Here is a 24,136-nt window from a genome sequence, read left to right as displayed (position 1 = left end):
CTACGTGTTTGCCAATTGCAGGTAATTGTTTTCTTCGGCCAAGCGCAGTAGGTATTGACCATAACTGGTTTTCTTGAGCGCGGCTGCGCTGTCACGCAACTGCTGCTTACTCAGCCAGCCATTGCGATAGCCGATTTCTTCTAGACATGCGATTTTTAAACCTTGGCGTGTTTCAATGGTTTGCACGTAGTGCCCAGCTTCCATTAACGAGTCGTGGGTGCCGGTATCAAGCCATGCAAAACCGCGGCCGAGCAGGGCAATCTGTAAGTCGCCGCGCTGTAAATAGGCGTTATTAAGGTCAGTGATTTCCAGCTCACCACGCGCTGAAGGATTTATTTGTTTGGCCATCGCCACGACGTCGTTGTCGTAAAAATACAAACCCGTGATGGCGTAGTTTGACTTAGGTTTAGTTGGTTTTTCTTCAATAGAAAGAACCTGACCTGCTGCTGAGAACTCGACGACACCAAAGCGTTCAGGATCAGTCACATGATAACCAAACACTGTTGCGCCGACACGCTGCTGCATGGCGCGTTTAAGCATCCCAGTAAAACCATCTCCGTAGAAAATATTATCACCTAAAATCAGGCAGACATTACTGTCGGCAATGAAATCTTCGCCAATAATAAAAGCTTGCGCGAGGCCATCAGGAGAAGGTTGTTCGGCATAGCTCAGTTCAATTCCGAATTGGCTGCCATCACCGAGTAGTTTTTTGAAGTTAGGCAGGTCTTCGGGAGTGGAGATGATTAATATTTCACGAATGCCGGCCAGCATCAGCACCGACAGCGGATAGTAAATCATCGGTTTGTCGTAAATCGGTAGCAACTGCTTGGAGACGCCCAGAGTAATGGGGTGTAAACGCGAACCAGAGCCACCAGCTAAAATAATTCCTTTTGTTGTGTGTGCAGTCATTGTTGTGCTCCTAAGCGTTCACCTTGATAGCTGCCATCTTGTACCCGTTGGCACCAAGCTTGATTATCTAAATACCATTGCACGGTTTTTCTTAATCCTGTTTCAAAGGTTTCTGCGGGCAGCCAGTTGAGCTCTCGTTGAATTTTGCTGGCATCAATGGCATAGCGGCGGTCATGGCCTGGGCGGTCGGCAACATGGGTCAGTAGATCGCTATAGTTTACCAATGGCGTGCCGTTAGGCGCTGTGAGTTGACGTGTTGCTGCCGGAGCTAATTCATCGAGTAATGAACAAATGGTGCGAACAACTTCAATATTCTGTTTCTCATTGTGCCCACCTATGTTGTAGGTTTCGCCAACCTGCCCTTGGCATATCACTGTATAGAGCGCGCAAGCGTGATCTTCGACATACAGCCAGTCACGAATCTGATCGCCAGCGCCATAGATGGGTAGAGGTTTACCTTCTAGGGCGTTAAGAATCACTAGAGGGATGAGTTTTTCTGGGAAATGATAGGGGCCATAGTTGTTCGAGCAGTTGGTGACTAATATCGGTAAACCATAAGTGCGCTGCCAGGCGCGAACTAAATGATCGGAGCTGGCTTTGCTGGCAGAGTAGGGCGAACTCGGCGCGTAGGCGGTTGCTTCGGTGAATAGAGGTAAGCCTTGTTGCTCTTGTAGGTCGGCCTTTAGGCCGACATGTCGGGCTGAAGCCCGATCTACAGAATTCTCATCATTGGGATGTGGCAGATCGCCGTACACTTCGTCGGTGCTGATGTGGTGGAAGCGAAAAGCCTGTTTGCGCTGATTGTCGAGGCTATTCCAATAGGCGCGCGCTGCTTCGAGTAGCTGATAGGTGCCAACAATATTGGTTTGAATGAACTCCGCTGGACCATCAATTGAGCGATCAACGTGAGACTCGGCGGCAAGATGCATCACCGCATCAGGTTGGTGCTCAGAAAATACTTGATCTAGCGCCGCTCTGTCGCAGATATCGACCTGTTCAAAACGATAACGCGCACTGGCACTGACTGCGCTGAGTGACTCGAGGTTGCCAGCGTAAGTGAGTTTATCGATGTTCACCACAGAGTCTTGCGTGTGTTGAATGATATGACGAATCACTGCAGAGCCAATAAAGCCCGCACCGCCGGTTATCAAAAGTTTCATCCTGTATTCCTTACTCGATCAGTAGCAGAGTGCTTTGTTGTTATCAGTCGCGCTCATCTTTCCATGGTGCTTGTAAATAGCGGCTGTAATTAAAGGTTTCTAACCATTCGGGTTTAAACACAACAAAGGCGGTGACCGCTACGCCATTAATAAAGGCTTCGGGAAAAGCCACCAGTAGCAGCATGCCAAAAAAGTCTTCCAGTTCAGGTGGGAACTCATAAATGCCATTGCCCCACAGCAAAAGTGCGGCGCTGATAATACAGAGTACGGCGGTTAAGGCTGCAGGGAAAAAGCCAGAAAAAAAGATGTACATAAATAAGTTTCTGGGTTGTAAACGCTCAATGCCTTTGGCGCAGCAGTGGGCAATCAAAACAGGAAGAATAATTAACAATAGGCCGTTGCTGCCGAGTACGCTTAACTCTTGTTTGGCTAGAGCTAATAGCGCCAGTTGTGCGATAAAGCCAGCTAGAATCGCCAGCGGCCAATCAAGTAGCAAAGTGACTGCAGTCATACCAATAAAATGAAAAGACAGACCACTGGGGAAATCACGCCTGAGCAGCCACAGCGCACATAGCACTAAAACAGTACCAAACAATAAGTGCTGGCGGCGGCTGTCACTAAACAGTTCAACCCAAGGTGCACGGTAGATCGCATAAAACAGGATCGGGCCATAGATTAACCAGCCCCACATCAATGTGGTTTCATTTAACAACATGCTTGCAATCATGGTTTGCCCTGCTGCGTGTTTAGGATTTTTGCCTGACTTAAAACTCAGCGCTACTTTAGCAGACTTGAGTGGATGGACAGATAAGTGCGGATTAAAAGCTAGATAAAACGACTAAATCCGTGATTAGACATTGCAGCACTGTGGACTTTGTACGCTTTAAGGTAAACTTCACCCTCTTGATGAATTAACACGACAGTTCAATGCCTACGACTTTTCATGAAATCCCTGCTGAACGCCCAAGTACTCCGTTGTTAGACCGTGCGCTAACGCCGAAAGAATTGCGCCGTCTATCTGAAACTGAACTGGTGACTTTGGCCGATGAGTTGCGCTTATTTTTATTGTGGAGCGTGGGACAGACTGGTGGGCATTTTGCTGCGGGCTTAGGCGTTATTGAATTAACCGTGGCTTTGCATTATGTGTTTGATACGCCGGATGACCGTCTGGTTTGGGACGTGGGTCATCAAGCCTATCCGCATAAAATTTTGACCGGTCGCCGTGAGCAGATGCTCAGTTTGCGTCAGAAAGATGGCATTGCTGCATTTCCGCGCCGTTGTGAAAGCGAGTACGATACTTTTGGTGTTGGCCACTCCAGTACTTCAATCAGTGCCGCGTTAGGCATGGCGATTGTCGCAAAGCTACAAGGCAGTGGCCGTAAAAGCGTTGCGGTGATTGGTGATGGTGCAATGACCGCAGGCATGGCGTTTGAAGCGCTTAACCATGCGCCTGAAACAGGCGCGGATATGTTGGTTATTCTTAATGATAACGACATGTCGATCTCAAATAACGTCGGTGGCTTGTCCAATCACCTCGCAAAAATCCTCACCAGTCGCACTTATGCAACCATGCGTGAAGGCAGTAAGAAAATTCTTTCGCGCTTGCCAGGTGCTTGGGAAATCGCCCGCAAAACTGAAGAGCATGCTAAAGGTATATTTGCTCCGGGCATCATGTTTGAAGAATTGGGTTGGAATTATATTGGCCCAATCGATGGGCATGATTTGCCAACGCTATTGACCACCTTGCGCAATATGCGTGAGCTGGAAGGCCCGCAGTTTCTGCATGTGGTGACCAAAAAAGGTAAAGGCTTTGCACCGGCTGAGCTTGACCCGATTGCTTATCATGCGATGACCAAAAAAGCCGCTGCACCCAGTAAACCCGGTGGTCCGCGTTATGCTGGCGTATTTGGCCAGTGGCTGTGTGATATGGCTGCGCAAGATGAACGTTTGCTGGGGATTACCCCAGCGATGAAAGAAGGCTCGGATATGATTGCTTTCAGTGAGCAGTATCCTCAGCGTTACTTTGATGTGGCGATTGCTGAGCAGCACGCGGTGACCTTGGCTGCGGGTATGGCCTGTGAAGGCGCTAAGCCGGTCGTGGCGATTTATTCGACGTTTTTGCAGCGTGCTTATGATCAGCTGATCCATGATGTGGCGGTACAGGACTTAGATGTCTTGTTTGCTGTGGATCGCGCGGGTTTAGTCGGTGAAGATGGTCCGACTCATGCGGGTAGTTTTGACCTTTCTTACTTGCGTTGTATCCCCAAGATGGTGGTGATGACGCCCAGTGATGAAAACGAATTACGTTTGTTATTAAATACCGGTTATCACCATGTGGGTCCTGCTGCCGTGCGTTATCCACGCGGTACTGGCCCGAATGCCGAAATCAGTGCAAGTTTAGATGCTGTGCCACTGGGTAAAGGTGTCGTGCGCCGTGAAGGCCAGGGTGTGGCTTTCTTGGTGTTTGGTGTGCAGTTGACCGCAGCTTTAGAAGCGGCAGAACAACTGGATGCTACTGTCGTGGATATGCGCTTCGTTAAACCGCTTGATGAAGCGTTGATTAAACGTTTGGCGGCCGAGCATAGCTTGTTTGTCACCATTGAAGAAAATGCTGTCATGGGTGGCGCTGGCAGTGCTGTCGGTGAGTTTTTAGCCGCCAAGCAACTGAACGTACCGTTATTGCAACTCGGTTTGCCTGATCTGTATGTAGAGCATGCACAGCCGGCACAAATGCTGGCTGAATGCGGGCTAGATGCCGCAGGTATTTTGCAAGCAGTGCAACAGCGTTTAGCTTGATCTTGGGAGCGCGGGCCGTTTGCCCGCATAATCGACATCTAAATTGATATTTTCTGCAGGCTTGCGTGTCGCGGGTTCTCTGTCGGACAGGTGTGCGCTATGCAAACGGCATTATTGCCGTTTTCCCTCAATGAGTTCATCCTGAACCCCATTCAGGCGCTGCGTCATCCATGGCTTCGCTGGTCACGTCAATAACGCAGCTTGCAGGTTAACCCTTTGTATTGTCAGCGACGCAGCATCTAACACCATACACCGTCAGGCCGTTGCGTGTCAGGTTGCGCTCCTGAGGCTCTGGCATAAAAATATTGCCATGCGTTTGAAGTCTGTCAGATTGAAACTGACTGTGACGCTTTGTCCAAAACTTGACCCTTTGCTTGAGTACGTTTATTGTGCGCGCACTTTGATTCTGTAAGGTGTGCTGGATTATCCCAGCCTGAAAAGGGAAGTTAAGAGGTTCTGCCTACTTACGCTGCCCCCGCAACGGTAAGCGACGCGCTTGAGTGCGCACGTTTGTTCGATAACCACTGGCTTAAATGCTGGGAAGGTGAACAGATGAATTCGTTAGCCCGTAGACCTGCCTTATGGATTTCGACGGGTGTTGCGGAGGGCTTCACCGTCAAGTGCTGCCTGCCGTCTAGCATTTCGGCGCAAGCGCTTGTTTCTGCCCTCCTCAAAAGTGTTTTTATTTTTGAGGATTTAACCTAAATGAAATTGTCCCGCCTTGCGCTTGCTGTAGCGCTGTTGCCTGCAGCTCACTTGTATGCAGCTGATAAAACTGAAGAAGCAATTAAACTCTCTGAGACAGTTATTACTGCCAACCGTACCGCTGAAGAGCGTAAAGACTCCACCGCAGCTGTGACAGTCTTTACCCGTGCTGATATTGATCGTTTGCAGCCGGTGAATGTGGCTGATTTGTTAGGTCGTGTGCCGGGTGTGCAGATGCGACAATCTGGCGGTCGCGGCAGTGCTACAAGTGTATCTATTCGCGGTACAAGTAATACGCAAACCTTAGTGCTGATTGATGGTGTTCGTGTTGGTTCTGCATCAGCAGGTGGTGCAAGTCTGCAGCATTTAAACCTGGAGCAGATTGAACGTGTGGAAGTACTCCGTGGCTCACGCTCCGCAGTCTATGGTGCTGATGCGATTGGTGGTGTAATTCAGATCTTTACGCGTCGCAGCGCGGGCGAAGGCTTGCAAGCTCGTCTGCGTGTCGCTGCAGGTAACAAAGGTGTGTGGGAGCGTAGTGCAGGTATTTCGGGTGGTGATGAAAATACGCGCTTTAACCTAAGCGCTAGTCTTGATGAGATGACGGGTTTTGATCGTACGGGTAAATCTACAGCCGTAGACGCAGACCATGATGCTTATCGCAATAAAGCTATTGGTTTTAGTTTGTCACACACATTTAATGAGCTATTAAGCGCAGGCGTTAATGTTTTAGACCAGCGTGGAAAAACAGAATACGATGTTTACGTGCCAAGAAAACCGTATGATGAATTTTCTGTTAGCTCTGTATCTACCTTTCTTGAATTGCAAGCGACTGAACAGTTAACTAGCCGTTTAGAGCTCGGTCATAGTGAAGATAAATCTGGTAATCGTGACAAGCTATCAAATGCAGGTAGTGATTTTAATACTTATAAAGAGTCAGCTGCTTGGTTAAATACATTTGCTATTAATGATCAGCACTCTGTTTTAGCTGGCGTTGATTATAATAAAGATAAGTTGCGTAGTAGTGATGCGTTCACAAAAAATAGTCGTTGGAATCAGGCAACTTTTATTCAGCATGCTTATAAAGGCGATATCTTCGGTACTGAGCTTGGTTTACGTCATGATAAAAACCAACAGTTTGGTAGTGCGAACACTTGGAATGCTGCTTTAAGCTTGCCTGTAGGGCAAAAGAATGAGTTTGTTCTCTCGTACTCTGAGGGTTTTAGAGTCCCAACTTTCAATGATTTATATTGGACGTTTGATGGCTGGACTAGAGGTAACCCTAACCTTAGTCCGGAAAAGTCAAAAAGTTACGAGCTGCAATGGCGTAGTCAGCTGATAGATACAGTAAAGCTTGAAGCTAGTATTTATCGTACCGATATACGTGATTCGTTAGCGTATATTTCTGATCCTATTACTTGGCAAGGGCAGACGGAAAACGTAGATACAGTTCGTATTAATGGTTTTGATGCATCTTTACAACATGATTTCCTGGGTGTGCAGGGTGTATTGAATTTGAGTTTTGTTGATTCTCGTGATCGTACAACAGGCCGACAAATGCAACGTATAGCTAAACGTACGCTTAGTTATGATCTCGATAAGCAGCTAGGCGCTTTCGGTGTAGGTGGCACTTGGCGTCTTGCAAGCAAAAGTTTTAATGATGGCGGAAACAATCAGAAGATTGCAGGCTTTGGTACTGTGGATCTCCGTGGTAACTGGCAAGCTACGCAAGATTTAGGTATTGATCTACGTTTAGCCAATATCTTTGATAAAGGTTATACACGTGCGATGTATAACTACGGTGGTGAAAGTTACGGCTACCGCGAGGACCGTTTCACCGTACTACTTGGCATGACTTGGGCGCCTAATCTCTAAGATTCGTCCAGCTTCAGAGCGCAGCATCAGCCTGCGCTTTGAATGCTTAGCTCAAGACAAATTAGCGGTCTCCTGTCTTTCTACTCAGTTCTGCGCTCTCACTGTATCTCTATATCAATAAACCTATCCTATGTTTGCTGCTACACCGCACAAAAACTTCCAGCGCCACCAAAGCTCAACTGCCAGCAGCACTGTTGCTGTGACCAGCCAAGCCCTGGCTGGCGTAGCGCCCGAATTGAGTCCAGGATGGGCGATTGAGGAAAGAACGGCAATAGTGCTGCTGGCGCAGCGCACACAGCGCAAACAACACATTCTTTTGCCTTACAGAACGCTGCCGATTAACGCTTTGAGCGCTGAGCGCAGCAGGTCGCAACGATGCTCCGCTTGTGCAAGAGTTGATGAGTCGAGAGTTCGGTAATTAGTGGTTTTAGAGCGTTGCGGACGGGCCGTCCGCGCTCCCAGTTACTTACGCTCGAGCAACACACCACTTTCCATATGATCGGTCCACGGGAACTGATCAAATAATGCGCATTTTACAATACGGTGGGTATCACTGAGTTGGCGAATATTTTGCGCTAAGGTTTCTGGGTTGCAGGAAATATACAAAACCCTATCAAAACGGCGCACCAACTCGCAGGTATCGCTATCCATACCCGCGCGTGGTGGATCAACAAACACTGTACCAAACTTGTAATTGTCCAAATCAATATTGGCTAAGCGACGAAACTCGCGTACGCCATTCAATGCCTGCGTGAGCTCTTCAGCCGACAAACGCACCAACTCGATATTGTCGATCTGATTATCGGCTAAGTTTGCTAAGGCGGCATTCACGGAGCTTTTACTGATTTCTGTGGCTAATACCTTAGGTACTCGGGTCGATAGCGGCAGAGTGAAATTACCATTACCGCAATACAGTTCGAGTAAATCATTCTCTTGCTCACCGAGTGTCTCGTAGGCCCAGTTCAGCATGTGTGTATTGACTGCGCCATTGGGCTGAGTAAAGGCACCTTCTGGTTGCCGGTAAGTGAATACACGTCCACCTACAGTCAGTTCTTCGGTGACATAGTCGCGGCCAATCACCGTACGCTTGCCGCGTGAACGACCGATAATACTCACCTGCAAATCTGCTGCCAGTTGTTCCGCTACGACTTGCCATGCCTCATCCAGAGGGCGGTGATAGCACAAAGTAATCAGCGCTTCACCTGACAAAGTCGTTAAAAACTCGACTTGAAACAGTCGCTCAGATAGCGCTTGGTTGTTGCTCCATGCTTCTTTTAAGCGTGGCATCAGCTGATTGATGCGCTCGCTGGCAATCGGGAAATTCTCAACAAAAATAGGCGTGCGGTTATCGCCGGGAGCAAACATCGCATAAAAACGCTGATCACCTTCGCGCCACAAACGGAACTCAGCGCGTAGACGGTAGTGCTGCTCCGCAGAGGCAAAAACCTGCGGCTCTGGCGCATTAAACTCGCTGAGTAAGTCTTGCAGGCGTAGTTTCTTAGCCTGTAGTTGTTGCAAATAAGCGTCTGGAGAATAGTCAGAATGTGGCATCAGGCAAAGAAACCCAGTTTAATGATAAAGAGGATGGATAAAATCCACATGGCGCTATTGAGGTCTTTCCAGCGGCCGCTGAGCAGCTTAATGGCTGTCCAGCTAATAAAACCAAAAGCGATACCATTGGCAATTGAAAACGTCAGCGGCATAGCTAGCGCAGCAACGACTACAGGCGCGGCAACGGTGAGATCGTCCCAATCTATAGTCGCTAAACCGCTGGTCATTAATACCGCAACAAAAAATAGAGCTGGCGCAGTGGCATAGGCCGGTATTGCAGATGCTAAAGGCGCAAAAAACAGACTGAGTAAAAACAGTGCGGCGACTACGCAAGCAGTTAACCCCGTGCGTCCGCCGACGGCGATACCTGCTGCAGACTCAACAAAGCTTGTAGTGGTTGATGTGCCCATGCAGGCGCCGGCCATAGTCGCTGTACTGTCAGCCAGCAAGGCGCGACCGAGACGCGGCATTTTACCTTGAGCATCGATCAAGTTAGCGCGTTGAGCTACACCAATTAACGTGCCTGAAGTATCAAATAAATCGACAAACAAAAAAGCAAAAATAACACTGACTAAACCGACATCGAGAGCGCCAATAATATCCAGTTCCAGCAGTGTCGGCAGCATGCTGGGCGGCATACTGACAAAGCCGTCGATGCCAGAAAAACCTAAGCCAATTGATAAGGCAGTCACCAGCAAGATACCGATCATTACCGCACCGGTAATTTGTCGATAGGCTAAGGAAACTATCACAACAAAACCGAGCGTCGCTAGGATAGGTGCGGGTTGTGCGAGGTCGCCTAAAGTGACTAACGTGTCTTTATTGCCGATGACAATGCCCGCATTTTTAAGCGCTATCAACGCTAAAAACAAACCAATTCCCGCGCTGATGGCTGAGCGCAGCGGCATTGGAATGCTGTTAATAATCCATTCGCGGATTTTGAAAATCGACATAGCGAAAAACAAAAAGCCTGAGATAAACACTGCACCTAAAGCCACTTGCCATGAGTAGCCCATGGTGCCAACGACGGTATAAGTGAAAAAGGCGTTAAGTCCCATGCCTGGCGCAAGAGCGATCGGGTAGTTGGCAATCATGCCCATAATGGCTGAGCCAATAGCGCCCGCTAAACAAGTCGCGACAAACACCGCGCCGTGATCCATGCCAATTTCAGCCAGCATATTCGGATTGACAAAGAGGATGTAGGCCATGGTCAGGAAGGTGGTGGTGCCTGCCAGAACTTCGGTGCGAAAGGTGGTGTTGTTGGCCTGCAACTGAAAGAGTTTTTCAAGCATGAAATGGACTGCCTGCAAAAAGGCAAATAATAACAGTCTATGCCCAAAAATGCAGGAAGCTTTGCCGCTTGTCTTGATCGCTAGGAATGCTTTGCGTTGAAAACAAGTCAACAATCGCTGCGAATGAGCGCTTGTTGACTTGCTGAAGATGGGTACTTAGTTTTTTAGCTTGCTGCGCAAATGGGTGATTTCTTTGTTCATTAGATCAATGCGTCGCGCCATGCTTTCAATAAGGCTGTGAGCAATACGAGGATTGCTGCGCATCAAGCTGAGGAATTGGTCTTTAGGAATAACCATGACTGTACAGGGTTCGCTGGCAATCACAGTGGCAGTACGACGCTCTTCGGTAAATACCGCCATAGCGCCGAAAATCTCATCTTTTTCCACGTCGCCGACTTTTTCACCGTTTACCCAAGCTTCGGCGTGTCCTTCAATAATAATGAATACATGCTCAGCGATGTCGCCTTGGTTGATCAACTCTTCGCCCGCAGCAAAACTTTGGAAGCCGGTGGTTGGACGTATTTCTGGCTGTCTTAAGCGTGCTAAGGCGTCAGAAAACAATGCTGAATGCCCTAACAGATAGAGAGTGAAAAGCTCTTGACGCTGATCGTTTTCAGCAATGTGCTGAAAAGCTTCACGACGACTGTAAGGTGTTAAACGTATAGGTTCTTCGCTGCTGTATTGACACTCGGGTAAGTCGAGACCTTGGCGTAAACCAAGTAAATCGCCTTCTTGTAGGTAAAAAACCGGGCGACTATCAACCAGTGCGTGAATTAAACCGTTATCAATGATAAAGAGCTGATTATCAGGTAAGTCTCGATTTAAATCGGATGTTTGCGCTATGTCAATGTGTTCACCGCAAGGTTTTAAACCCTCCAGTAATTGGCGAGGAATAGTCTGCAGACGATTGATTAGCTTGTCGGCATACGCCGGTTGCTCACCTAGTAGATACATAAGTAAAAAATTCCTAAACCAGCGGCTATAACAAATATATTAAAACACTAATCTGCAGCATATATTAAGTAAATGAATATATCTGCAGACTGTGAGCTGGTGCAATATGCAGTGACTCATTGTTTATTTTGGTTGGCAACGAATGCGTGTTCCGGCTGTTAATGACATAACTATTTCTTCGGCCAATATATTGTTAGCAAAGTAGCATCCAGAGATTTTTGCACGATTAATGCTCGCACCTTCTAGTAAGGTCTCTCTAAAATCAATGCCTCGTAGGTCACAGCTACGAAAATACGCGTTACGAAAATCAATGCCGCTTGCATCAAGACCGCGCAAGTTTAGACCGCGTAAGTCAGCATTTTTAAAGTCTAATAATCCGGATGCTGCGTACAATCTTTTTTGCTCATTAAAAAGATCGATTTTTTCTTCGTCAAGCAGTTGAAATAGAGGATGATCTATTTTTTTTGGACGAGTCATGACTGATCTCCGCAAGGTGCAATGAGTTTTAAGTATAGTCGCTATTTTGGTCTGTTATGCAAGCAAGTGATTTCTATTTAATGTGAACTGAGCCCCCTTGTTTGATTTGCTCTAAACCATAACTGTACGCATAATTGCTCGGGTCTAAATCAATGGAGAGGGGCCAGCTTGATGGAGCCCTTGAAGAAAATGCCCTACGTAACGCTGGTGCAGCTGTCAGACAGTCATTTGTTTGCTGATGAAGCTGGCCGTTTGTTGGGTATGGATACCGATGACAGCTTGCAGCAAGTCATTAGCGGTGTTCTCGCTGAGCAGTCGAACATTGATTTGTTATTGTGCACAGGTGACATCTCCCAAGACGGCTCGATTGCGTCTTACCAGCGTTTTTCTGAGATGGTGAACGCCTTTAACGCGCCCAAACGCTGGTTTGCCGGCAACCATGATGAACGTTTGGCACTGCAACAAATATGCGCAGACACCGACTGGCTTGAGCCTGTTTATGATATTGGTGCGTGGCGTATCGTGTTACTAGACTCCTCTGTGGCAAAGAAAGTGCACGGAGAATTAGCCAAAGACCAATTAGCTCTTTTAGAGCGGGCTTTGGTGGATGCCGGTGATCGTCATGTGCTGATTGGCTTACACCACCATCCAGTGCCAATTAATAGTCGTTGGATGGATAAGATTGGCCTGCATAATGCTGCCGATATGCTGTCAATTATCAGCCGTTATGACAATGTCAAAGCAGTGATTTGGGGACACGTACACCAAGAAGTTGATCAGCAGTTCGACGGTATACGTTGGTTGGCGGCGCCTTCCACTTGCGTGCAGTTTACTCCGCACAGCGAAGATTTTGCGGTGGACGATAAAGCGCCTGGTTATCGGTGGTTGCGCTTATATGATGATGGCCAACTGCAAACTGCGGTGTCACGGGTCGAGGACATTGATTTTGAAATCGATTACAGCATTAAGGGCTACTGAGGCGTGCGCGCGCAGGAGAAACTTTGCTGTTTAAAGGACTGGCTGCGCACTTATTGAGACATGGTGGTATTCTAATCCGCTGTATTTAGTGTGTAGTTTTTTATGCGTAATAGTCCATCTGTTGTTTACATTCATGGTTTTAATAGTTCATCCGCTTCGCTGAAAGCACAGCAGTTGCGCCATGCTTGGCTGCAGCTTGGCTTGCCTGAAGAGCAGTTGTTGATACCTGAACTGCATCATCATCCAGAGCGGGCGGTGGCTCAGCTACAAGCCGCCATCGAGCAGCTTGAGCAGCCAGTGCTGGTGGGTAGCTCCTTGGGTGGTTATTACGCCACCTACTTAGCGCAACAGCATCATTTAAAAGCTTTGCTGATTAATCCAGCCGTACGTCCTCATCATCTGTTTGACGGTTTCTTTACTGAACAAGAAAACCTTTATAGTGGTGAGCGCTGGCAGCTTACCGAGTCGCATTTGCATGGACTGGCTGCATTAGAAGTTGCGCCACCTGAGGATGCTGAGCGTTTTTGTATCTGGTTGCAAAGCGGTGATGAAACGCTAGACTACTGTTTGGCTGAACAGTATTATCACGGCTGCTCTGTACACGTTGAACAGGGCGGCGACCACGGTTTTCAGCGTTTTGCTGAGCATTTTCCTGAATTGTTTGCTTTTGTTGGTGTTGATGCTTCAACCCTGCAAAAACTTGATCTTTCTGCTTTTGAGTAATCATATTACCCATGACTAATTCGACCTATACCGCTGATGCCATTGAGGTTCTATCTGGGTTAGATCCGGTGCGTAAGCGCCCTGGAATGTACACCGATACCACGCGCCCAAACCATCTCGCCCAAGAAGTGATTGATAACAGTGTCGATGAGGCGCTGGCAGGGCATGCACGCAATGTGCAGGTTATTTTGCACACCGATCAATCCCTTGAGGTGATTGATGATGGACGTGGCATGCCAGTGGATATTCACCCAGAAGAAGGTATTCCTGGGGTCGAGTTAATTTTTACCCGTTTGCATGCCGGTGGTAAATTTTCCAGTAAAAACTATGAGTTTTCCGGTGGCTTGCACGGTGTCGGTATTTCTGTCGTCAACGCACTGTCAACGCTAGTAGAAGTGCGTGTGCGCCGTGACGGTCAAGAACACCAAATGACCTTTCGTGATGGTTTTAAAGCCAGCGAACTTGAGGTGATTGGTACGGTTGGTAAGCGTAATAGCGGTACCAGTATTCGTTTTTGGCCAGATCCCAAGTATTTTGATACCGCTAAGTTTTCGGTCAGTCGTCTTAAGCATATTTTAAAAGCTAAGGCGGTGTTGTGCCCAGGGCTGACGGTTAAGTTTGAAGACAAAAACAGCAGTGAACAGATCACTTGGTTTTATGAAGATGGTCTGCGCTCTTATCTAACCGATGCTGTGGCTGAGTTTATTAGCCTGCCGGAAGAGCCGTTTTGTGGGCAGTTTGTCGCTAAAACTGAGCGAGTGGATTGGGCGGTATTGTGGCTGCCAGAAGGTGGTGAGCTGATTCAAGAAAGCTATGTCAACTTGATTCCAACTGCGCAAGGCGGCACTCACGTCAATGGCTTTCGCCAAGGTTTGCTGGATGCTTTACGCGATTTCTGTGAGTTCCGTAATTTATTGCCGCGCGGCGTAAAGCTGGCACCTGAAGACATTTGGGAACGCATTAGCTTTGTCTTGTCGATGAAAATGCAGGAACCGCAGTTTTCTGGACAAACGAAAGAGCGCTTATCTTCACGCACTGCAGCAGGTTTTGTGGCCGGCGTGGTCAAAGATGCCTTCAGCTTATGGCTCAATGCCAACTCAGAGCTGGGCTTGCAGTTAGCCGAACTGGCTATCAGTCATGCGGGTCGACGTTTAAAAGCGGGACGCAAGGTCGAGCGCAAACGCATCACCCAGGGGCCAGCATTGCCGGGCAAACTTGCTGATTGCGCAGGACAAGATCCGATGCGCGGCGAGTTGTTTTTAGTGGAGGGGGACTCGGCCGGCGGCAGTGCTAAGCAGGCGCGCGATAAAGAGTTTCAAGCGATTATGCCTTTGCGCGGCAAAATTCTTAACACTTGGGAAGTTGATGGCAGCGTGGTGCTGGGCTCACAAGAGGTGCACGACATCGCCGTGGCGATGGGTGTGGATCCTGGTTCTGCGGATATTAGCCAGTTGCGCTACGGCAAAGTGTGCATTTTGGCTGATGCCGACTCCGATGGTTTGCACATTGCCACACTGCTTTGCGCTTTGTTTATGCGTCATTTCCGTCCCTTGGTCGAAGCAGGGCACATCTATGTCGCGATGCCGCCGCTATACCGTGTTGATATCGGTAAAGAGGTGCATTACGCGCTGGACGAGGATGAACTCAATAGCATTCTTGAGCGTCTGCAAACCGAGAAAAAGCGCGGCAAACCACAGGTCACACGCTTTAAAGGTCTGGGTGAGATGAACCCGCCGCAGTTGCGTGAAACCACTATGGACCCTAATACCCGTCGCTTAGTGCAGTTGACCCTCGATGATTACAACGGTACGCAAGAACTGATGGATATGCTGTTGGCGAAAAAGCGTGCCAGCGACCGTAAAGCTTGGCTAGAAAGCAAAGGTGATTTGGCTGAGGTGCAAGTTTAATGCGCTGCTTAGCCCCAATGACTGCTGTTTTGACTACACAATTATTCGATAGAGGCGATGCATGACACAACTTGTTGATTTAAGCCTTGAGGGCGTTGAGCGCCGCTCGATGGCCGAGTTTACCGAGCAAGCCTATTTAAATTACTCCATGTACGTGATCATGGATCGCGCTTTGCCGCACATTGGTGATGGACTAAAACCAGTGCAGCGCCGCATTGTCTATGCCATGAGTGAGCTGGGATTAGACGCTGACTCTAAGCATAAAAAATCGGCACGTACCGTTGGTGACGTGTTAGGTAAGTTCCACCCACACGGTGACATCGCTTGCTATGAAGCGATGGTGTTGATGGCGCAACCGTTTAGCTATCGTTATCCGTTAGTCGACGGGCAGGGCAACTGGGGTGCGCCAGATGATCCGAAATCCTTTGCTGCGATGCGTTATACCGAAGCACGTTTAGCCCGTTATTCAGAAGTACTGCTAACTGAGTTAGGCCAAGGCACGGTTGATTGGATTCCAAACTTTGACGGCACTATGAATGAGCCTGCGGTGTTGCCTGCGCGCTTGCCGAATTTGTTACTCAATGGCACCACAGGGATTGCCGTGGGTATGGCCACCGATGTGCCGCCGCATAACCTGCGTGAAGTAGCCGCCGCCTGCGTGCTGTTGTTGGATCAGCCCAAAGCCACCTTGGAAGATATTTGTGAGCATATTCAAGGCCCTGATTATCCAACCGATGCGGAAATCATTACCCCGCGCGCGGATATTCTAAAAATCTATCAAACCGGCCGTGGTTCTGTGCGCATGCGTGCAATTTACCGTGTCGATGATGGTGATGTGGTGGTCACGGCATTGCCACACCAAGTCTCTGGGGCGAAGGTGATCGAGCAAATCGCTGCACAAATGCAGGCGAAAAAGCTGCCGATGGTGGCTGATCTGCGCGATGAGTCAGATCACGAAAACCCTTGTCGCATTGTGATTATTCCGCGCTCCAATCGTGTTGACCCAGCGGAGTTGATGCAGCACCTATTTGCCACCACCGATTTAGAGTCGAGTTATCGGGTCAACACAAACGTGATTGGTCTTGATGGTCGTCCGCAAGTCAAAGACTTGCGCAGCTTGCTGGTTGAGTGGTTGGTGTTTCGCGTGGAAACTGTACGCAAACGTCTGCAGTTCCGGCTTGATCGGGTGGAAAAACGCCTGCACTTATTAGAAGGTTTGTTGATTGCCTTTCTAAATATGGATGAAGTGATTGAGATCATCCGTAGTGAGGATCACCCTAAACCGGTGTTGATGCAGCGTTTTGCTATCACCGAGATTCAAGCAGATTACATTCTCGATACACGCTTACGCCAATTAGCTCGCCTTGAAGAAATGAAAATCCGTGGCGAGCAAGATGAACTGGCCAAAGAACAAGCGCAACTACAAGGCTTGCTCGGCAGTGAAACCAAACTAAAAAATTTGGTGCGCAAAGAGCTGATCGCCGATGCGAAAACCTATGGCGATGATCGCCGTTCACCCTTGGTTGAGCGCGGTGAAGCCAAAGCCCTGTCAGAAACTGATTTACTGCCGACTGAGCCGGTCACTGTAGTGATGTCCGAGCAAGGATGGGTACGAAGCGCGAAAGGTCATGATATTGATCCGAGCGGTTTATCTTACAAAGCGGGTGATGGCTTTAAACAAGCAGTGCAGGGACGCTCGAATCAATTTGTGGTGTTCCTTGATAGCACCGGGCGCAGCTATTCCTTGCCCGCGCACACCTTGCCGGCCGCACGCGGTCAAGGCGAGCCATTATCAGGGCGATTAGCTCCGCCGGCTGGCGCGACCTTTGAGTGCTTGCTGATGCCAAGTGATGAGCAGTTGATGGTGATTGCCTCGGATGCCGGCTATGGCTTTGTGGTCAAAGGCGAAGACATGCAGGCGAAAAATAAAGCCGGCAAAGCTTTAATTACCTTACCGAACGCTGCGCGCGTGTTACCGCCGAAAATGCTCAATAGCTTTGAGGACGATTGGTTGGCTGCAGTGACCAACGAAGGTCGTTTACTGGTGTTTAAGGTTTCTGATTTGCCGCAGTTGAGTAAAGGTAAAGGCAATAAACTGATTGGCATTCCAACTGATCGTGCGGCTAAGCGTGAAGAGTTGCTGGTGGATTTTGCTATATTACCGCCACAAGGTAACTTGGTGCTGATTGCCGGTAAACGTACTCTATCGCTTAAGTTCAGCGATCTTGAACACTATCAAGGTGAGCGCGGCCGTCGTGGCAATAAGTTACCACGGGGCTTTCAGCGAGTGGACGGATTACGTGTTGAGCTTTAAGGTGACCAGACGCTATGGATGATGTGCTAAGCAAATGACACACTGCCTCGCCACTGCTAAAGGATAACCGGATGAATATGACAGCGTCATTAGAATGGGATCACAGTGGTGAGGCACCTGTACTGCAGGTCGTGGGGAGCTGGACTCTGGATCAGCGTAAGCCTGAGTTGAGTGAAGTATGGCGTCAAGGAGGCCGTCTGCCAGAGCAGTTAGCTGTGCACGTCAATGTTGCTGCATGGGATAGCAGTCTGCTGGCCTTGCTGCGCCGCTTGCAGCGTCTGGCGACAGAGCAGCAGGTTGCGCTTAACCTGCAGGGCTTACCTGATGGTGTTGAACGCTTGCTGGAAATGGCCGATAGCCCCTCCACTCAAGCTAAAGAGGCGGATAAGCCCGCCTATGGCTGGGTTGCGCGGCTGGGGCTTGGTGCACTCACTGTAACCACTGCCATAGCCAACTCTTGCATCTTTATTGGCGAGGTGATCCAAGCCATTGGTCGCTTGTTTGCTGGCAAGGCGCGGATGCGCATGAGTGATTTTTGGATGGCATTTCAGCAATGTGGTCCAGGCGCTTTACCTATTGTGGCTTTAATTGCCAGTTTAATTGGTTTGATTTTAGCTTTTGTTGGCGCTGCACAACTCGAAGCCTTTGGCGCGCAGTTGTATATCGCTAATATGGTGGCGATTGGCATGACCCGTGAAATGGGTGCACTGATGACTGCAGTGATCATGGCTGGTCGTACTGGTGCCGCTTATGCGGCAGAGATCGGAAGTATGCAAGCCAATGAAGAAATTGATGCGCTAAAAACCTTTGGTTTTCCTCCTTTAGAGTTTCTGATCCTGCCGCGCTTACTGGCTTTGCTGGTGAGTATGCCAATTTTAACTGTCTTTGCTGATGCGTTAGGTGTGTTTGGCGGTTTTGTGATTGGCGCTGGTCTGTTTGATATTTCTGCCTCGCAATATCTTAATCAAAGTTTAGAAATGTTGACGCTGACTGACTTTTTAATTGGCCTGTTTAAAAGTCTGGTCTTTGCTGTATTGATTGGTTTAATTGGCTGTTATTACGGTTTGTCTTGTGGACGTAATGCTCAAGCAGTTGGCCAAGCCACTACCAATGCGGTGGTAAGCATTATTGTTGCCTTAGTAATTAGTGATGCGGTGATTACCCTTATTTGCACGCAGCTGGGGATCTAAGCATGAGTGAAGGCGTATTAGTTGCAGACAACTTGAGTGCCGGTTATGGCTCTTTAGTGATTCAGCGTGATCTCAACTTCAGTATCAAACAAGGCGAAGTCTTTGTCATTATGGGCGGTAGTGGTTGCGGAAAAAGCACGCTACTGCGCCATCTAATTGGTTTGCAGGCACCTTTAGCTGGGCGCGTATTTTTTCAAGGCGAAGACTTTTGGGCACGCGATGCTGACAGCCGCGCCAACTTACAGCAACATTTTGGCGTGTTATATCAAAATGGTGCGCTGTGGGGCGGGATGACCCTTAGGGAAAATATTTGCTTACCTTTGAGTACTTGGCGGCCAGAGTTAACTGCAGCAGATTTACGCGAATTGGCGGCAATTAAGTTGGCATTAGTTGGCTTATCCGGTTGTGATGAGTTGTATCCAGCTGAACTCTCTGGTGGTATGCGTAAACGTGCGGCCTTGGCGCGTGCGCTGGCATTAGATCCGCAAGTGTTGTTTTTTGATGAGCCTTCGGCAGGGCTTGATCCTTTGAGCTCGATGGCGCTAGATGAACTGATCTTGCAGCTGCGCGATAGCTTAGGATCCAGCATTGTTTTGGTCACCCATGAGTTACCCAGTATTTATGCGGTCGCTGACACCTGTTTGTTTTTAGATAATAAAACCCGTACGCAAATTGCCTTAGGGCCTTTAGCTGACTTGCTAGAGCATGGTCCAGAGACAGTGCAGCGCTTTTTACGGCGCGGTGAAGCGGCAAAAAACGAGGTAATACAATGAGTGAATCACGCAAACCTTTTTTGATTGGTGCATTTTTATTGGGCGGTGTGGCCTTGCTGGTTGCAGGCTTGCTGTTGTTGAGTCGTGATAGCCTTCTAAGTCGACCGGTTGAATATGTAGTGTACTTTACTGGAGCCCTGGATGGGCTGGATGTTGGGGCTGACGTGACTTACCGTGGGGTGAAAGTGGGTAATGTGCAGCAAATTAATTTATCCTATGACCGCACGTTGAATGATGTGGTGATGCCAGTCACCATTCGCATTAATTCGGAAAGTGCACGCAGCAAAAAGAAAGATCGTGGCTTTGATCATTCAATTGAACCCTTAGTTGAACGGGGCTTGCGTGCACAATTGCAAACACCAAGTTTGCTGACGGGTAAAGCCATTGTTGCCTTAGACTTTTTCCCAGATCAGCCAGGCTATATACGTGATCCACACATTCTCGATTTGCCAGCGATTCCGACGGTGCCGTCGCGTATTGATCAAATCGCCGATGTGCTACGAGACTTGGCTAAAGGTTTTAAAGAAATGCCTCTTAAGGACACTCTAGAGGCTGCTAATAAAACCTTGCTGGCTTTTGAGCGTTTAGCTTCTGCACCGCAAACCCAAGCAAGTCTGCAGAGCTTGAGTGTTTCTTTGGCCAATTTTGAAAAAATCAGCCAGCAATTACAACAACGTCTGCCTGGAATGTTGGATAATGTTCACAGCGGCAGTATCGAGTTGAAAGAGGCTTTAGTGGATGTGCGTCATGCTGCGCAGAGTGCTCGTGATGCTTTGCAACAAATGGATGGCATGGTCAGTGATGGTCGCCGCAGTTTGGGTCCACAATCAGAATTACAATATGAGTTGCTGCAGTCTTTACAAGACCTTGGGCAAGCCAGTAAAGCATTACAGCGCACAGCTGAAAGCTTAGAGCAGCAACCACAATCGATTATATTTGGCAAGAAACGGTGAAGATATGAAACAGTTAATGCGCTTGCCACTGGGTATAGCCATCGTAGGGGTTTTAGCGTTTGGCTCAGTCGGCTGTAGCATTGCGCCGCCGGCCACTTTTTACCAGTTACAGCAGTCGACTACTGAGACAGCCAGTCGTGATAACAATATCACTGTGCTGTTAGGACCTTTGCGCGTTGCTGATTATTTACAGCGTGAGAATGTGTTACAGCGTGAGGCTGATGGCAGTTTAAGTCTCAGCCAGCAAGCGCGCTGGGCGGGCAGTCTGCAAGATGACATTGGTCAGTTACTGCTGCGCCAAGTGTCTGCGCAGTTGGGCAGCAGCCGTATTGCGCTATATCCAGACCGCGTTGGTATCGAAGCGCAAGCGCAAGTGGTGCTCAGTATTAGTCGCTTAGATTCAGGCGTCCAACAACCTGCAGTGTTAGAGGCGCAATGGCGTTTGCTCGATGCAAAAGGCAGCTTGCGCAACAGTCGGGTCTTACGTTTTGAAGAAGCACACAATGGTGAAGTCGCAGATCAAGTACGAGCGCAAAGTGAACTGCTTGGACAGCTTTCCAAACAGTTGGTCACGGCATTGCAGGATGCTTTTCCAGAGCAAGCGGTCAGTCCTGCGCGCAAACCAACTGCAGCAGTCGCCACGAAAAAGCCTGCTACAGAAAAAGTAGAATCGATCAACATTCCTGTGGTTGAGCCTGTCCGCGCGCAGGAAGTGTATCGGTTTTAAAGTGTGAGAAGGGGCGCTACTGCAGATGTTGCGCAGTAGCACTACTCATCAATTCGGGGTGTTTTTTTGCAAGTGCTGCAACTGGTTTTGCAGTAAGACTGGGTAAGGATTAAGCAGTGACTCCACACAACTGGCGTTATCCGGTTTGGCAATCATACGTACCCGTGAGCAGGCGATAATGCTGCTGTTTTCTGCTAACTGATTGCTCAGCAGTAAAAGATTACGACTGTGTAAGCTAAGTTCTAGCGCTGCCTGTGCACTTTCGCTAAGCAACAACTCGCCCAGCGACATATCCTTCATTGGCAAACCTTCGCTTAAACCCAGTTGTAAATGCAAAGCAATGCCGCTGTCGGCCACTTCAATCTGTAAGGCATGGCCAAAAGCGCGCAGCAGTTCGCCGCAGCACAGCGCGTTACGTGGGTATTCAGCGTTATCAGAATGGAAACTAATTAAGCTGCGGCCGTCGGTTAAAGTATGTAACTGACCGCCGTAAAGCATTGCCGATTGCTCAACCGCGTGTCGGTATTTCTTTAATAGGCCGATTAAGCGCTCTTGTGGTAATTGGCGCAATTGCTCAAGGTTGCCAAATTCAACCGCTAAGATTGCCGTGCGCTCGATTAGCTGCTGTGGCGCATGTGGGAGAGCGCTATCTAGTGCGCTGAGCGGGATGGTGTCGAGTACTGAGTTGTAACTAAAATCTTCGCTGTCATCGTCCTCTGCAAGATCCGTGTCGGCGTTATTTGCTGCTGTTTTTTTGCGCTCATTGGCGAGGATTGGCTCGAGCGTAGGGATGTCTTCGCTTAAGGTGTCAACAATAAAATATTCGTTAAGCTGGCGTGCTAGTAAGCCAATTTCATCAGGACGCTGCGTGTGTGGCGCAGGAGGTACTGGATTAATCAGCCAGTTACTTAAGTGCTGTAAAGGCAAAGCGATTGAGCGAGCCAAATGCATTGATAAAAATATTGCCAAAACCAGCAGCACAGCGCCTAACACAGCCATGCTTTGTAGGCTGGTCTGCAGCGGTTCGCGTAATTTATTGATATCGATATGTAAATGTAGAGTGCCAGCAATGACATCTTGAAATGACAGTTGCTGTGAGTAAAAACCTTGCTCTGCGATGCTTGATTTTGGCCGCAGTCCTGCTTCAGCGAGAACACGATTGTCTACGCTATAAATTGCGGCATGCTTAACATAAGGGTTGTTAACCAATTCGCGCAATAACACAGCAAGGCTCAGCGCATCATTGGCGGATAAAGCACTTTCTGCAGTCATGCTGGTTTGCTTAAGCAAACTTTGTCCCAAAGCATCCGCTTGTTGCTGCACTGACCACTTCAGCTGTGTGTGCATCAACCATACAAAGGCTATCAAGCACATCGCTATAATTAAAACGCTATAACTGCTAATCCGTGAAGCAATGCTGACACGTCTTAGCGGAGTGGATTCGAGCGGCATAAAAAGATTTTCCAATTAAAATTAAGATGCTAAAAAATATAAATTGCTCAGTAATGGGTTTGTAGCCGATGCGATAATGGCAAAGTATAACGGGCACAAGTTATAGAACAAGCAAAAGGACTGCACGTAGGGCGATTAAATGGCTAGAATGCCTCTTTTTATCTGCGGAGAAAGCACCGTGCGCGAAATTGTCCTGATTAACATCACAGGTGAAGACCGTCCGGGGTTAACCGCCGCTATTACCGGTGTGTTGGCGCACAGTGGTGTGAAAATTTTGGATATTGGTCAGGCTGTTATCCATAACACCTTGTCCTTTGGCATTCTGGTGGAGATTCCTAGCACTGAGCAAGCCTCGGCTGTGCTGAAAGATGTACTGTTCACCGGTTATAAGCTTGATCAGCAAGTGCGCTTTACCCCTGTTTCGGAAGATGATTACCAGCAATGGGTGGCTGGTCAAGGTAAAACCCGTTATATCGTGACCTTATTGACGCGCCAGGTCACTGCTGAGCAATTACAACGAGTGAGTGCGATTACTGCGCAATACGGGTTAAATATTGACCATATTGATCGCTTGTCCGGTCGTATGCCGCTGGATACCCCAGAGAGCCAAGGCAAGGGTTGCATCGAGTTCTCGGTGCGTGGCGAACCTGCTGATGCCGCGGCCTTGCGTGCTGAGTTTCTAAGTGTTGCACAAGAGCTCAATGTTGATATTGCCTTCCAGCGTGATACAGTTTTCCGTCGTAACCGTCGTCTTGCTGTCTTTGATATGGACTCGACGCTGATTGAAGCGGAAGTGATTGATGAATTAGCCAAAGCAGCCGGAGTCGGTGCACAAGTTGCTGAGATCACTGAGCGGGCGATGCAGGGAGAGTTGGATTTTAAAGCCAGCTTTAAAGAGCGTTTAGCATTGCTTGAGGGCTTATCAGAAGATGTGCTGGCAGAGATTGGTGCATCCTTACGCCTGACCGAAGGTGCGGAGATGCTGTTCACCGAATTGAAGCGACTGGGCTATAAAACCGCGATCTTGTCTGGCGGTTTCACTTACTTTGCCAAACAACTACAAGCACGCTTAGGCATTGATTATGTTTATGCCAACGAGCTGGAAATTGTCGACGGCAAGTTAACTGGACGCGCTATTGAGCCCATTGTTGATGCGCAGCGTAAAGCAGACTTATTGCGCGAACTGACTGAGATGGAAGGCTTGCGTTTAGAGCAAACCATTGCGGTCGGTGATGGTGCAAATGATTTACCGATGCTCGGTTTAGCTGGACTAGGTGTGGCTTTTCGAGCCAAGCCAATGGTTAAGCAGTCTGCCCGTCAGGCGATTTCGACACTGGGCCTAGACGGTATTTTGTACTTATTAGGCTATCGTGACCGCGAAGGCGCTGACGAATAATTAA

At 48.6% G+C, this 24,136-nt stretch carries 19 protein-coding genes and 1 riboswitch; of the genes, 11 read left to right on the top strand and 8 right to left on the bottom strand.

Going from position 1 to position 24,136, the window contains the following annotated elements; genetic code table 11:
* From rfbA to H591_RS0101720, 3 genes are read right to left on the bottom strand one after another with little or no spacing between them, the layout of a single operon-like run.
* Window positions 1-909: a glucose-1-phosphate thymidylyltransferase RfbA gene (rfbA, locus tag H591_RS0101730; protein ID WP_022965217.1), complete on the bottom strand. Its 909-nt coding sequence runs from the start codon at window positions 907-909 to the stop codon at window positions 1-3.
* On the bottom strand, window positions 906-2,069 hold the full coding sequence (locus tag H591_RS0101725; protein ID WP_022965216.1) for a dTDP-glucose 4,6-dehydratase: 1,164 nt from the start codon (window positions 2,067-2,069) through the stop codon (window positions 906-908). Before H591_RS0101725 ends, rfbA begins: the two co-directional genes overlap by 4 nt.
* Window positions 2,070-2,112: 43 nt before the next feature.
* Complete coding sequence (locus tag H591_RS0101720) at window positions 2,113-2,796, bottom strand: energy-coupling factor ABC transporter permease (RefSeq protein ID WP_022965215.1); 684 nt, start codon at window positions 2,794-2,796, stop codon at window positions 2,113-2,115.
* A 200-nt stretch (window positions 2,797-2,996) separates the two neighbouring features.
* Between H591_RS0101720 and dxs the strand changes: the two genes are divergently transcribed.
* Both dxs and H591_RS0101710 read left to right on the top strand, forming a co-directional pair.
* Entirely contained in the window at window positions 2,997-4,865 is a 1,869-nt protein-coding gene (gene dxs / locus H591_RS0101715; protein ID WP_022965214.1) for a 1-deoxy-D-xylulose-5-phosphate synthase, read from the top strand.
* 394 nt (window positions 4,866-5,259) lie between these two features.
* Window positions 5,260-5,461, top strand: a riboswitch (cobalamin riboswitch).
* A gap of 109 nt (window positions 5,462-5,570) precedes the next feature.
* Window positions 5,571-7,445: a TonB-dependent receptor plug domain-containing protein gene (locus H591_RS0101710; RefSeq protein WP_022965213.1), complete on the top strand. Its 1,875-nt coding sequence runs from the start codon at window positions 5,571-5,573 to the stop codon at window positions 7,443-7,445.
* A gap of 462 nt (window positions 7,446-7,907) precedes the next feature.
* Here the strand turns inward: H591_RS0101710 and trmA are convergent, their stop codons facing one another.
* The 4 genes from trmA to H591_RS0101685 all read right to left on the bottom strand — a co-directional run bounded on the left by trmA (window position 7,908) and on the right by H591_RS0101685 (window position 11,719).
* On the bottom strand, window positions 7,908-8,996 hold the full coding sequence (gene trmA / locus H591_RS0101700; RefSeq protein WP_022965211.1) for a tRNA (uridine(54)-C5)-methyltransferase TrmA: 1,089 nt from the start codon (window positions 8,994-8,996) through the stop codon (window positions 7,908-7,910).
* Entirely contained in the window at window positions 8,996-10,288 is a 1,293-nt protein-coding gene (locus H591_RS0101695; protein WP_022965210.1) for an NCS2 family permease, read from the bottom strand. The genes trmA and H591_RS0101695 overlap by 1 nt, the downstream gene beginning before the upstream one ends.
* A gap of 156 nt (window positions 10,289-10,444) precedes the next feature.
* Window positions 10,445-11,242 carry a Crp/Fnr family transcriptional regulator gene (locus H591_RS0101690; RefSeq protein ID WP_022965209.1) on the bottom strand — a complete coding sequence of 266 codons (798 nt, stop codon included), beginning with the start codon at window positions 11,240-11,242 and terminating at the stop codon, window positions 10,445-10,447.
* Window positions 11,243-11,365: 123 nt separating this feature from the next.
* A complete protein-coding gene (locus H591_RS0101685; RefSeq protein ID WP_022965208.1) occupies window positions 11,366-11,719 on the bottom strand; it encodes a pentapeptide repeat-containing protein in 354 nt (117 codons plus the stop codon).
* Window positions 11,720-11,890: 171 nt separating this feature from the next.
* On the opposite strand from H591_RS0101685, the gene cpdA reads away from it, so the two are divergent.
* From cpdA to H591_RS0101645, 8 genes are all read left to right on the top strand, one after another.
* Window positions 11,891-12,697, top strand: a complete 807-nt coding sequence (gene cpdA / locus H591_RS0101680; RefSeq protein ID WP_022965207.1) for a 3',5'-cyclic-AMP phosphodiesterase — start codon at window positions 11,891-11,893, stop codon at window positions 12,695-12,697.
* Window positions 12,698-12,799: 102 nt separating this feature from the next.
* Complete coding sequence (locus H591_RS0101675; protein WP_022965206.1) at window positions 12,800-13,420, top strand: YqiA/YcfP family alpha/beta fold hydrolase; 621 nt, start codon at window positions 12,800-12,802, stop codon at window positions 13,418-13,420.
* Between the two features lie 11 nt (window positions 13,421-13,431).
* Window positions 13,432-15,327, top strand: a complete 1,896-nt coding sequence (gene parE, locus H591_RS0101670; protein ID WP_022965205.1) for a DNA topoisomerase IV subunit B — start codon at window positions 13,432-13,434, stop codon at window positions 15,325-15,327.
* Between the two features lie 61 nt (window positions 15,328-15,388).
* Window positions 15,389-17,641, top strand: coding sequence for a DNA topoisomerase IV subunit A (gene parC, locus H591_RS0101665; RefSeq protein WP_022965204.1), 2,253 nt, complete (start codon window positions 15,389-15,391; stop codon window positions 17,639-17,641).
* 71 nt (window positions 17,642-17,712) lie between these two features.
* Window positions 17,713-18,831: an MlaE family ABC transporter permease gene (locus H591_RS0101660; protein ID WP_022965203.1), complete on the top strand. Its 1,119-nt coding sequence runs from the start codon at window positions 17,713-17,715 to the stop codon at window positions 18,829-18,831.
* A gap of 2 nt (window positions 18,832-18,833) precedes the next feature.
* A complete protein-coding gene (locus H591_RS0101655; RefSeq protein ID WP_022965202.1) occupies window positions 18,834-19,604 on the top strand; it encodes an ABC transporter ATP-binding protein in 771 nt (256 codons plus the stop codon).
* Window positions 19,601-20,557, top strand: a complete 957-nt coding sequence (locus tag H591_RS15650) for an MlaD family protein (protein WP_022965201.1) — start codon at window positions 19,601-19,603, stop codon at window positions 20,555-20,557. The genes H591_RS0101655 and H591_RS15650 overlap by 4 nt, the downstream gene beginning before the upstream one ends.
* 4 nt (window positions 20,558-20,561) lie before the next feature.
* The gene (locus H591_RS0101645; RefSeq protein ID WP_022965200.1) at window positions 20,562-21,284 is read left to right on the top strand and encodes a PqiC family protein; all 723 of its coding nucleotides are present in this window, start codon (window positions 20,562-20,564) and stop codon (window positions 21,282-21,284) included.
* Window positions 21,285-21,332: 48 nt separating this feature from the next.
* On the opposite strand, the gene H591_RS0101640 is transcribed toward H591_RS0101645, so the two are convergent.
* Complete coding sequence (locus H591_RS0101640) at window positions 21,333-22,736, bottom strand: histidine kinase (protein WP_022965199.1); 1,404 nt, start codon at window positions 22,734-22,736, stop codon at window positions 21,333-21,335.
* A 178-nt stretch (window positions 22,737-22,914) separates the two neighbouring features.
* Between H591_RS0101640 and serB the strand changes: the two genes are divergently transcribed.
* Window positions 22,915-24,132, top strand: coding sequence for a phosphoserine phosphatase SerB (gene serB / locus H591_RS0101635; protein ID WP_028244101.1), 1,218 nt, complete (start codon window positions 22,915-22,917; stop codon window positions 24,130-24,132).
* The last annotated feature ends 4 nt before the right edge of the window (window positions 24,133-24,136 follow it).

The organism is Denitrificimonas caeni DSM 24390, assembly GCF_000421765.1.
GTDB classification, from domain to species: Bacteria; Pseudomonadota; Gammaproteobacteria; order Pseudomonadales; family Pseudomonadaceae; genus Denitrificimonas; species Denitrificimonas caeni.
This window is presented reverse-complemented; position numbering and strand designations above follow the sequence as displayed.